At 67.0% G+C, this 9888-nt stretch carries 12 protein-coding genes; 9 read left to right on the top strand and 3 right to left on the bottom strand.

Translation table 11 applies throughout. The features are described from left to right. The 4 genes from AC559T_RS06305 to AC559T_RS06290 all read left to right on the top strand — a co-directional run. The coding region (locus AC559T_RS06305) for a glycosyltransferase family protein (RefSeq protein WP_498868070.1) at positions 1-899 on the top strand (899 nt) is incomplete at its 5' end. Positions 900-1132: 233 nt separating this feature from the next. Next, positions 1133-1390, top strand: a complete 258-nt coding sequence (locus AC559T_RS06300; protein ID WP_498868069.1) for an energy transducer TonB — start codon at positions 1133-1135, stop codon at positions 1388-1390. After that, positions 1390-1737: a recombinase family protein gene (locus AC559T_RS06295; RefSeq protein ID WP_498868068.1), complete on the top strand. Its 348-nt coding sequence runs from the start codon at positions 1390-1392 to the stop codon at positions 1735-1737. The genes AC559T_RS06300 and AC559T_RS06295 overlap by 1 nt, the downstream gene beginning before the upstream one ends. A gap of 795 nt (positions 1738-2532) precedes the next feature. Then, a complete protein-coding gene (locus AC559T_RS06290) occupies positions 2533-2880 on the top strand; it encodes a hypothetical protein (RefSeq protein WP_498868067.1) in 348 nt (115 codons plus the stop codon). A gap of 254 nt (positions 2881-3134) precedes the next feature. On the opposite strand, the gene AC559T_RS06285 is transcribed toward AC559T_RS06290, so the two are convergent. Then, a complete protein-coding gene (locus AC559T_RS06285; protein WP_498868066.1) occupies positions 3135-4529 on the bottom strand; it encodes a helix-turn-helix domain-containing protein in 1395 nt (464 codons plus the stop codon). A gap of 205 nt (positions 4530-4734) precedes the next feature. Here AC559T_RS06285 and AC559T_RS06280 point away from each other — a divergent pair, with 205 nt between their 5' ends. From AC559T_RS06280 to AC559T_RS06260, 5 genes are all read left to right on the top strand, one after another. Further along, positions 4735-5247, top strand: a complete 513-nt coding sequence (locus AC559T_RS06280) for a DUF397 domain-containing protein (RefSeq protein ID WP_498868065.1) — start codon at positions 4735-4737, stop codon at positions 5245-5247. 83 nt (positions 5248-5330) lie between these two features. After that, positions 5331-5546: a hypothetical protein gene (locus AC559T_RS06275; protein WP_498868064.1), complete on the top strand. Its 216-nt coding sequence runs from the start codon at positions 5331-5333 to the stop codon at positions 5544-5546. A gap of 28 nt (positions 5547-5574) precedes the next feature. Beyond that, positions 5575-6063, top strand: coding sequence for a hypothetical protein (locus tag AC559T_RS06270; protein ID WP_498868063.1), 489 nt, complete (start codon positions 5575-5577; stop codon positions 6061-6063). Positions 6064-6726: 663 nt separating this feature from the next. Further along, positions 6727-8145, top strand: a complete 1419-nt coding sequence (locus tag AC559T_RS06265) for a replication initiator (protein ID WP_498868062.1) — start codon at positions 6727-6729, stop codon at positions 8143-8145. A gap of 245 nt (positions 8146-8390) precedes the next feature. Continuing rightward, positions 8391-8519 carry a hypothetical protein gene (locus AC559T_RS06260; protein ID WP_368956321.1) on the top strand — a complete coding sequence of 43 codons (129 nt, stop codon included), beginning with the start codon at positions 8391-8393 and terminating at the stop codon, positions 8517-8519. Here AC559T_RS06260 and AC559T_RS06255 read toward each other — a convergent pair. Next, positions 8516-8845 (bottom strand): hypothetical protein, encoded by a 330-nt coding sequence (locus tag AC559T_RS06255; protein ID WP_498868061.1) that lies wholly within the window; start codon positions 8843-8845, stop codon positions 8516-8518. The genes AC559T_RS06260 and AC559T_RS06255 overlap by 4 nt on opposite strands. Further along, a partial coding sequence (locus AC559T_RS06250) for a recombinase family protein (RefSeq protein WP_498868060.1) occupies positions 8833-9888 on the bottom strand: 1056 nt, incomplete at its 5' end. The genes AC559T_RS06250 and AC559T_RS06255, both read right to left, overlap by 13 nt.

Here is a 9888-nt window from a genome sequence, read left to right as displayed (position 1 = left end):
GGTGCCAGTCGGTGGCGCATACGGATAGCGGGAACGAGGTCATGACAGCAACGCTCGTAGAAGCCTGCATCGTCAACCACAACAGTTCCGAGTTCACCGAGCTTGCGCTGCGCACCCTGATTGCGACACATAGTAGCCGTATCAAGGGTGGGGAGCTGCGGATCACGGTTGTCGACAACCACTCCACCGACGAAGGACTTGCTGATCTCCGGGTCGCGGTGCGGGATCTCGCTGTGGCGTGGGAGCTCTCGCCGTGGCCGGCGGCTGAGTCTGCGGTCAATAGCCACGGCGATGTCCTGCGTGCCTTCGCGCTGGCCCACGGGGACGCGTCGCACCTGTGGTTCCTGGACTGCGATGTGACCTTCACCCAGCCTGACTGCCTGGGCGTCATGCTCGCCGACCTGGCCGCGGAACCGGACCTGTGGGCAGTCCAGGCCCGGTTCCAGTGGCTCGAGCAGCACCAGGGGCCGGGGGCCAGTCTCGACATCTGGGCGGGACGCCGTCACGAGTTGTGGGCGAGTGTCGGGCTGCCACCGGCGCGGTCGTTTCCCGGGGTGCACAAGCGGCGTTGCCATCCGGCGTGCACCCTCATCGCCAACACCCCGGTCTTCCGCCGGGTTGCCGACATCATCGGTCTGTCGGCCGGTTTGGTCCTCAGCGCGGACGACCGGTTCGCGGGCTTCGCTGACACGCTCGGCCCCGCCTCCCTTGCCCTGGAAACCCACGGGTTGCGCTACGCGCTCTCCGAGGCCGTCGTCGGCCATTACCACGGCGTGACGTACCACGACTCCGCAAACCCCATCGATGCCAAACGTACTGAATGCCGGCAGCGCCTAACGGTGCTGCGGGCAGGAACCGGCGGCGATCAATATCAACCGCCTCCGAAATCCGCCGGGTGAATGGCCGTGAACGTGCCGGTAATCCGCTGTTCGGCTTTCTTGGAATGGCTGCGCTTCACCGTGTGAACGGGTATTATGGGTGTTGGTAAGGGTAATTGAATAGGGCGGCCCGGGGTGGTGCTGGTAACACCAATCCCCGGGCCTTGATCCCAAATCCTGCGTGAACAGGAGTGGAACCCATGGCCATGATGCCAGATGGGACGATCGGTGATAGCCGGTCCCGACTGAACCTCGTGTTGCAGGCGCATCCGGCGGAGGATGCGGAGATCCAGCTCCCGAAGAACCCGGATCGGTTCGCGGTGCTGCGGCCGGTGCTGGTGCTGCCGGGTGGTGTGCAGGTGACGGTGGACCCCAACGCGCCGTTGGACGTGGCGGGCAAGTGGTGGGACTCGCTGACCGTGGCGGGCACTCTGGCGAGCCTGTGGTACCGGGCGCAGGTCTCGGGGTTCCCGGGTGGTCCTGGTCGGCACCGTCGGGACGGGGGCCAGTGATGGCGGGGACGGTGCGGGCGCTGAGCTTCACCCGGCACTCCGGTCCTGGGGACGGGGTGGAACAGCGGGAGGTGTGCGCTGCGCGGGGTTGGACTGCCGGGGGTGCGGTCCGTCAGTACGGCTCGGACCTGCGGGCGTGGTGGGCGGCGCTGCGCTTGGTCCGTTCGGGGCGGTATGACGTGGTCGTGGTCGACACCATGGATCGGCTGGCGAACACCGAACCCGGCAGGCTGGCGGCGTTGGAGATGCTGCGCTGCGCGGGGGTACGACTGCTGGTGGCCCGGGACGGCACGGACACGGCCGATCCGGTGGGCGCGGGTCTGGTGGCGTCACTGCTGACCGTGTAACCCCCGACCCCAGCACGAACAACGGCCAGTGACCCGAGGTGGATCACTGGCCGTTGGCGTGTTCGCCGTGCGACGTCCACGCAGCTGCCGGGGCGTGGCGCGTCTGAGCGTGGGCGCTACTCGCCTGGGATGAACGCGGCCGGCGGCGCCCAGCACGAAGAGGAGTAGGACGGTCCTGTCAGCCCCTCCATTTTTTCTCCCTTTCCCCATTGCGCCTTGCCTGACGGGCTGCCTGCCGTGTCAAGGGTCGCCCGAAGGGTGATCGCTTGCGACGGCGTAGCCGCCCTTGATGCGGTAGGTAGGCCGTTAGACCATGTGGCGCCACGGGAAAGGGGGAAAACAACCGGCAGCAATTGCCGGAACGTGCGCACCACCAGACCAAAGTTGGCCCATCTGAAGCTGCGGCCAGGCTGTCATCACTGGTCGTGGTGACAGCGGAGTCCTCCGCACCCCGATCTCTGCGCGTTGGCGGTTGGCGTCATGTCCCTGTTGAGGACGCTGGTGGCCCTCCAGCCAGTCGCCCTATCGAGGCACTCGGTGGTGCCGGACGCACGAGCCAGCGTGCGTGGCCGTAGCTGTTCCCTTCGGCCGAAGGGAGGGCAAGGGCAGACACGAAACGAAGCGGCGCTACTATATCCCAATCAACCCTGGGGGGACAGAATGTCGAATCTACCAGCATACGCAACATTTACTGTAGGCGGACTTGGTCTTGCAGGTGTAATCATCACTGTGGCTAACGGTCGCCACCAATGGAAACGAGAGTGGAGAGCGCGCTCCCTGGACAACTATATAGAGATGGTTATTCTTGCGGACTCGATGAGTGGTTTGATAGTCGATTTTAGTCGCGAGATGCTCGCTGTATCCAGCGGCAAGGCTGTTGATCAATCAAACTTGCTGCAAATGAAGACTGCGCTAGAAGGTCATCTCGCCCAGCGCGACGCAATCTTAACGCATTCGACAAAAGTTCAGATACTTGCAACTGGCAAACTGGAGCGCGCAGGTAGCAGACTAGTTGATTTCCTTCGCGCGAGAGCCGAAGAACTGCCAATCGAGGATATCGAAAAGTATCGCGCGGAGTACCGCGAGGTGCGTAAGGATTTCCTGCATGCCGGGCGGCGACATTTCCGTCTGCCAAGAAGATGAAGAATTGATCAATATCGCGACGCTCCGACGCGCCGAACGGGCGGCCGGTCCGACGCGCCGGTGGGGTGCCGACCGGAGGGAGGCGGGGCCCCGCCGTGCGCGGTCGGGTCGGCCGGGGTCCTGTTCGGCGTGGCGCGTGCGGCGCCTCGGCCTCGATCTCCCCGCCGGTCAGCGTGGGGGTTGCCGCCCCGTAGGGGCGGCCTTGAAGACGAAAAGAACATTAGCGACGATCTTCGTGGATCGCGTCTAGGGGGCTATGGGGTCGTGCCGTAGCCGTAGCCGTAGCTGGTGCAGAGGTCGTTGAGATCTTGGACGACCTGCTGGTCGGCGTACGGGGTGAGTCGGGCGCGGAGTACCTGGATGCGATCGGCTGTCCGGGTTGAGCTGATCTTCGCGTCGAGTTCGACGACGTGGGTGGTGCGGCGGGCAGCTTCGGTGATGTCGCCGGTTTGGATGTAGGATTCGGCGAGCCAGCTTTCGTAGAGGGCGACTTCGCGGGCGTGGATGGGTTGGTAGCCGGCGAGTCCTTGGAGGAGTCGGGGTTCGGCGCGGTCGGGTTGGTTGAGTTCGGTCCAGCATCGGCCGGCCATGACGTCGATCTCCCGTTGGTTCATCCAGTAGATCCATTCGGGGTCGTCGTCGGTGTCTGTGTGCTGGTCGTAGTGGGTCTCGACGTCGGCGAGGCTGCGTTCGCATGCGGTGGTGTCGCCTGCACGGGCGTGTGCCCAGGCAAGGCGGTCGATGAGGAGTGCGCGGGTGGCGGGTGTGGCCGTCGTTGCGGCTCCTGTGCATGCCGTCTGGGCGAGGAGAACGGCTTCGGCGGGATCGCCTGCGTTCGCGAGTTGGTAGCTGAGGGTCGAGATGAGGTTGGCCGCGAGTGGGGTGTCTGCGGCGGCGTGGGCGGCGCGGAGTCCGGTGATGATGAAGCGGGTGGCGGATTCGTGCCGGCCTGCGTCGGCGGCGACCCACCCGGCGAGTTGTCCGAGTTCCCCGACAGCGCCCAGCAGGGTGCGGGCGATGGTTTCGCTGTAGGTGCCTTCGCGGAGCAGGGTCGTGGTCGCGGTCAGCTCGCTGGTGACCAGATCGATGAGGTCGGGGCCACCGACGTAGTCGTCGAGTCGGCGGAGTTGAGCGACTCGTCCTTCGACCTGCCGTGCTAGACCGACACCGATCCGGCGGCCCGCTGTCAGCTCGGCGATTTGTGGTGGCGGGGTGAGGAGCCACTCGTGGGCCAGTCGTGCCGCGCTGATGGTGTCGGGGGCGTCAGTCGACAGCGCGGCGGCGGCGAGCGCTTCGAGTTCGGCGCTGCTGCGGCGTGTCCATCCGGCGGACTGATGCAGCGGTTGAGACCAGAGCTTGGCGCGACTGCGGGCGGGACGATCCAGCGGGTTGAGGCCGCTCGGGGGGAAGCCGAGTTCGCTGGCTGATGCCTGGTAGATCATGCTGTAGGCGCGCTGATAGCGGCGGCCGGGGGAAACTTCACCGCGTTCATGCCGGCCAATCATCTGAAATGTTGCATTCGGCGGGCGGAATCCCTGGGTGTCGAGTGCGCGTATCTTCTCGGCGGCCTCTTCCAGGGTGAGGCCGTGTGTCTCGCGGGCGCGGCGAAGTAGGTCCGGACGCCACTCCTGATGCTGTGGGGAACGCATGTCACCTGCCCTCGCCGGGAGCCGTCTCGCGATCATAACCCGTGTGCGACGGCTGTCGGTGTTACGTGACGTGTCGGGATGCTAGCCGGTCGAGATGGCTAACAGATGGCTAAACCCGATGGCTAGTAAAGGGCTAACGGTGATGTAGCGCCGCATCCGACATCCATATGGCTATCGCTGTGCTGGGTCGATTACGGGCAGTCAGGTGAACTTTGCCCCGGCGGTTCTGGTCGGGCTTGGGGTCGTCCCCCCGACTGGAGCCGCGCAAGTGGGAGGCACGGCGTCTTGGCCGGCCGGCGCAGGAGAGGCGCCGTGTCTCCTGGTGGTCTCGGGTGGGGCTTCGTCAGGGCCACACACCCCAGTGCCCTGCCCGGGGCTGCCGCTTTCTCTGTCCGTGCTCATCGGGGGGAGGCGATACGGGGTGGATGGGTGGACGCGGGAGTGGTCGGCGGGATTGGACTTTGAGGTGCCGGTGTACGGCCGGGATCGGCTGCGCTGGCATCGGGCGTCGGGGGCGGGTGATGCGGCGGTGGAGGTCGCACCGTTGGCGTTCGTGACCGCGTCGGTCGGGGTGGGTGTGGTGCTGCGTCAGGCCGGTTGGCCGGACGGTCCGGCGTTGCTGTTCTCGGTCGCGGAGTGGCGGGCATTCCTGGCCGGGGTGGGCGACGGGGAGTTCAACGATCTGACGGATACGGGGAGGTTTGATGAGCAGCAGTGACGATCGCGAGGACGAGTGTGACGAGGAGGACTACGACGCCGGGGAAGACGAGTACGCCCATGACGATGACCCGTGGTGGTGGGATGAGGATGACGGCTACCGGTCCGGCGCCGCCGGTGATCGCCCGGGGAGTGATCACTCCCGAGGGGGTGTGGGCGCTGGTGGTCCCCGGGGTGCGGGTGGTCGCGCCGTTCGTCGACGCCGCCGACGCGACACGGTGTGCGCTCGACCTGGGGTTACAGCCGAACGGGTACATGGTCCTGCCGTTCGTCGGGCTGGGCCGGATCGTCATCTTGTGATTCCGGTGCGGTGGTCGGGGTGGGGCCGGTGACTGGGCTGGCGGTGGCGGATACGTGGAACTGGGAGTTCGACGTCGGTGCGTTGCCGGAGCTGCGGATCGGCTATCACGACGGGCTGATTGTCGGCCTGCTTCCGAAACCACTGAACCGCGACTCCGACGATCAGGAGATGTTGCTGTGCGACGTGTTGGACGTCGACGCTGATGTGATGGTCGGGGCGGGTATCGGCGTGGTGCAGCTGTCCACGGTGGGCCTGGTGCTGCTGCACCGCCGGTTCACACCGCTGGAGCAGTCCCGGGTGGCGTGGGCGGTCGGTACCCGTGTTCGGCGGCAACGCCTGCTGGCGGGTGCGGACCCTCGGGTGGTGATGACGGGGGCGCGTCCCCCGGCGGATCTCGTCCCGGCCGGGGTGGGCTTCTCCGGCTACCGGGTGCGGCTGCGCGACGACGACGCCGTGTCAGAGGTCGAGGTGTGGGAAGCGATGTTCCCGTTCCGCGATCTACTGGGGGAATCCTGACCTGATTTGATCGTCGCGGGCTGACGGCCCCGAACTGTTCCGGCTCCTTCCCCCCATGCCGGCGGTTCGGGGTCGTCGTCGTATTCGCTGGTTCTATCCGCCCTGGGCCGGTATAGTGGGTGATGGCATTCGAGGGTTCCGACCCTGCGCCATTGTGATCATTATTTTGTACGGCAGTACGCCACATTGTCGGGCTGTCCACATGTGAGCCGCCTGGGAGCGGCACGGACCGGGCTCGGGCGGCTGCACCTGGGGTCATGCGGGTTCGCGTGGCCTGTTCCCGTCTCTGTCTGGGGTGGTGCAGGTGTGCCGGTGGCGTGTGCTGTCGTGGTGTCGGGTGGTTCGGGTTCTGAGCGGGTAGGCCGCTGCGGCGGCTGACGCTCCCCGGACTGCCCGTCTCTTTTTCGTGCCGTTGCGGTGCCAGTTTCGTGCCGGCTTCGCTGCCTTTCACGTGCCACCCGCGCTGCCAGTTATTGGCCGCTTTTTTGGGGCAGCATTGTGCAGGTGTTTCGGCGTTGGATGGGTGTACGGCGGATGGCCCGTCGGGTGTGTGTCGGCTGTTTCCCGTTCCTGTTTCCGTTCCTGCCGTAACCGTGCGGTGACCTTCGGCTGACCTGTGTTCTTTTCCGGGCTGGCCGGGTGCTGTGTGGGTGAGAGGACGCGGTGAATCCCGTGGACGTGGGCGTGAGCCTGCCCGAAAACCGGCCGGTCGCCGGTGATTGTTCCCGACCTATCCGCCTGACCGGCCATGTTGACCATGTCGATACGGCTACCGGTGAGGTCCGCCGGGCTTTCACCAGCTCGGATCAACCGGGCGGGGTGCTGCATGTGCGGTGCAACAACCGGCGGGCCTCGGTGTGCCCCGCCTGCTCCGCGACCTACAAGCGGGATGCGCGGCGGCTGGTCCTGGCCGGGCTGGCGGGCGGCAAGGGTGTGCCGGACACCGTGGCCGAGCATCCGGCGTGGTTCGTCACGCTAACCGCGCCGTCGTTCGGGCCGGTGCACTCCCGTCGTCAGCAGGGCGGAAAGAGCGGTCCGGTGCGGGCGTGTCACCCCCGGCGGGGAACCTGTCCGCATGGCCGTCCGGCAGGCTGTCATGAGCGGCACCATGCCGACGATTCCCGGCTCGGCTCGCCTCTCTGCCCGGACTGCTACTCCTACGGCCGGACGGTGGTGTGGAACGCGCTCGTTCCCAAGCTGTGGAAGGCCACCCGGGATGCCACCGAATCAGCGGTGGCGTCGGCGGCGGGGCTGACGGTGGCGGGGCTGCGTCGCGCGGTGCGGATCAGCTTCGTGAAGGTAGCGGAGATGCAGGCACGCGGCGTGGTGCACCTGCACGTGGTGGTGCGCGTCGATGGTCCGGACGGTCCCGGGTCGGCTCCTCCTGGGTGGGCGGATGGGGATCTGGTCGCGGACGCTCTGCGGGGCGTGATCGGGTCGGTTGCGGTGCCGGCTCCCGATCCGGACGCGGGCACCCTCGACGCCACGGCACCCGATGACAGGTGGGCGGTGCGCTGGGGTGCACAGGTCGATATCCGCCGGATCGCGTTGGACGGTCCCGCCGATGTGTCCCGGGTGTCGAACTACCTGGCGAAGTATCTGACGAAATCGGTGACGGCCAGTGGGGCGTTGGATCATCCGGTGCGGTCGCTGGCCGGGCTGGGTCGGCTGGTCCTGGCGCCGCATGTGCGGCGTCTGGTGGAGACGTGCTGGCGGCTCGGCCATGACACGGTGTTCACCGCGGCGTTGGATGCGGCGCTCGGGCGGGGCTCCGGGGATGTGCCTCGGCTGGTGCGGTGGGCTCACCAGTACGGGTTTGGTGGTCATTGGATCTCGAAAGCTCGCCGGTGGTCGACGACGTTCACCGCGTTGCGGACGGTGCGGCGGGTGTGGTCACGCACGTTGGGTGCGGCGATGGCGGGCCGGGTGCCGGGGGATGCGTTCGGCCGTCCGGACGGTGATCCGGCGACGGTCGCTGTCGGGGAGTGGGTGTATGCCGGGCGTGGCCTGTACGGCGGGAACACCGACCCGCCTGACGGCGCGGCTGGGTCGGGTGCGGATGTCTGGCTGGCTGGGCTATGAGCACCGTAGGTGCCTTTCAGCCCTCGCTGTTCGACGACACCCCCGACGATGCGGACACCGGCATAGCAGATCCTGCCCCGGCTGTGGCTGGTCAGCAGGTGAGCACGGAAGGTTCCGCAGATCTTTCGCCTGTCCCGGTCGTTGTCCCGGCTGGCACCGAACCTGCCCACGCAACCGGGGTGCGGGTGGTCGGGTGGGCTGCCACCCGACCGGTACCGGCGCCTGGTCCGGCGCGGTCTCGGCGGGTGTTCTCCGACTCGGCGGAGGAATGGGGGCGGCGTCAGGCGTTGGCGGCTCCGGTGTGGTCGCGGGAGAAACGGCGGCGGGTGGCCGCGCTGCTCGGGCTGGTCCTGGCTGACGATCGTGGTGGCTAGGTCTCTTCCCGCCAGACCGGGTCCAACAGCTCCGGGTCGAACCTGCGGCCCTTCCCGGCAGGGTGGACTACCACGGCGATCAGATGCTCTTTGATGATCGCGCGCTGACGGGCCAACGTGTAGTCGTCCCACTCGGCGCGGACATCGGCCGGACGGGCGTTCGCGTTCGCGGTGGCCACCAGATGATCGTTACGTTCCTTGAGGAGGGCTTCCTCTCGTTCCCGTAGCTCTTCCATGGTCGGGAAGTAGTCCTTCGGGGAGATCCGCCGGGGGGTCGAGGTCCAGGCGGCGCGGGTCTCGGTGATGCTCTCCTTCACCTCCGCCAACGCTGCCTCCCCTCCCACGGGGCGACTTCCGTGACGGCATCCGCGGTCTCCAACTCGATCTTGTTGAACAGCGCGGACAGAATATGATCTTCGGTGTGGGGGCCGTGCCGGGAGACCTTCCCGCACCCTCCCTTCGTCGGCGCGGGACACCGGTAGATCGCGTACGCGCGTTCCCGGTACGGCGGTGACCCGAACATCGACGCACCACACCGACCGCAGGCCACGACGCCGCTGAGCAGGTAGCGGCGGGAGTTATGCCCCTGCTGGGCGTAGGTCCGGTCCCCGATCTTGGCGATCACCTGTTCCCACCGTCGCACACCGATGATCGCTTTCCACTGGCCCTTCACCGGGACCTCGATCGTCCGCCCGTCAGGGGTGCGTTCCTTGCGGGTGACGATCTGCATGTACTTGGCCACGTGGCCGTTGATGTTCGGTTCCTCGACCCCCCGGCCGCGTAGGCCGCAGATCCGGGGGTTGCGGTAGACCTTCAGCACGCTGGTCTTGGTCCACTTCTTCCCCCGGGTCCCGCGGATACCGGCGTCGTTCCACTCGTGCACCAGATCGACGACCGGCACCCCCGCCAGGATCTTGCGGGCCCCTTCCCGCAGGATCGCGGCCTCGGCGAGATCCACCGTGCGCTTGTCGTCTTTCCAGCCGAACGGGCGGCTGCCCCCGACCGGTACCCCGCGCTGGGCGCGCTGCTTGTGTGACCGGCGAACCCGGCGGGACGTGTCCGCGCTGGCCTTGTTCGCCGCTACCGCCTGGGCGCGGGCGTTCGCCTTCCCGTACTCGGTGGTGAGGTCGACTCCGGGCCCGACGATGGGGCGGCCGTACAGCTCGACGACTTCGATCGCGTCTTCCAGATCCCGTAGGTCTCGGGTGAGGCGGTCCAGGTCCCACACGATCGCACCGTCAAGGTAGCCCGATCGCAGATCGGCCAACAGTTCGGCGTAGTCCGGGCGGATCACCCGGGAGATCATCGTGCCGTCTTCCAGCACGATCGTCTTTTTCTTCCAGGCGGATTTCTTCTCCTGGTAGACCTT

Source organism: Frankia sp. Hr75.2 (genome assembly GCF_949319125.1).
In the GTDB taxonomy this organism is placed as follows: domain Bacteria; phylum Actinomycetota; class Actinomycetes; order Frankiales; family Frankiaceae; genus Parafrankia; species Parafrankia soli.
The sequence above is the reverse complement of the archived record's forward strand: the minus strand, read 5'-3'. Positions and strand labels throughout refer to the sequence as shown.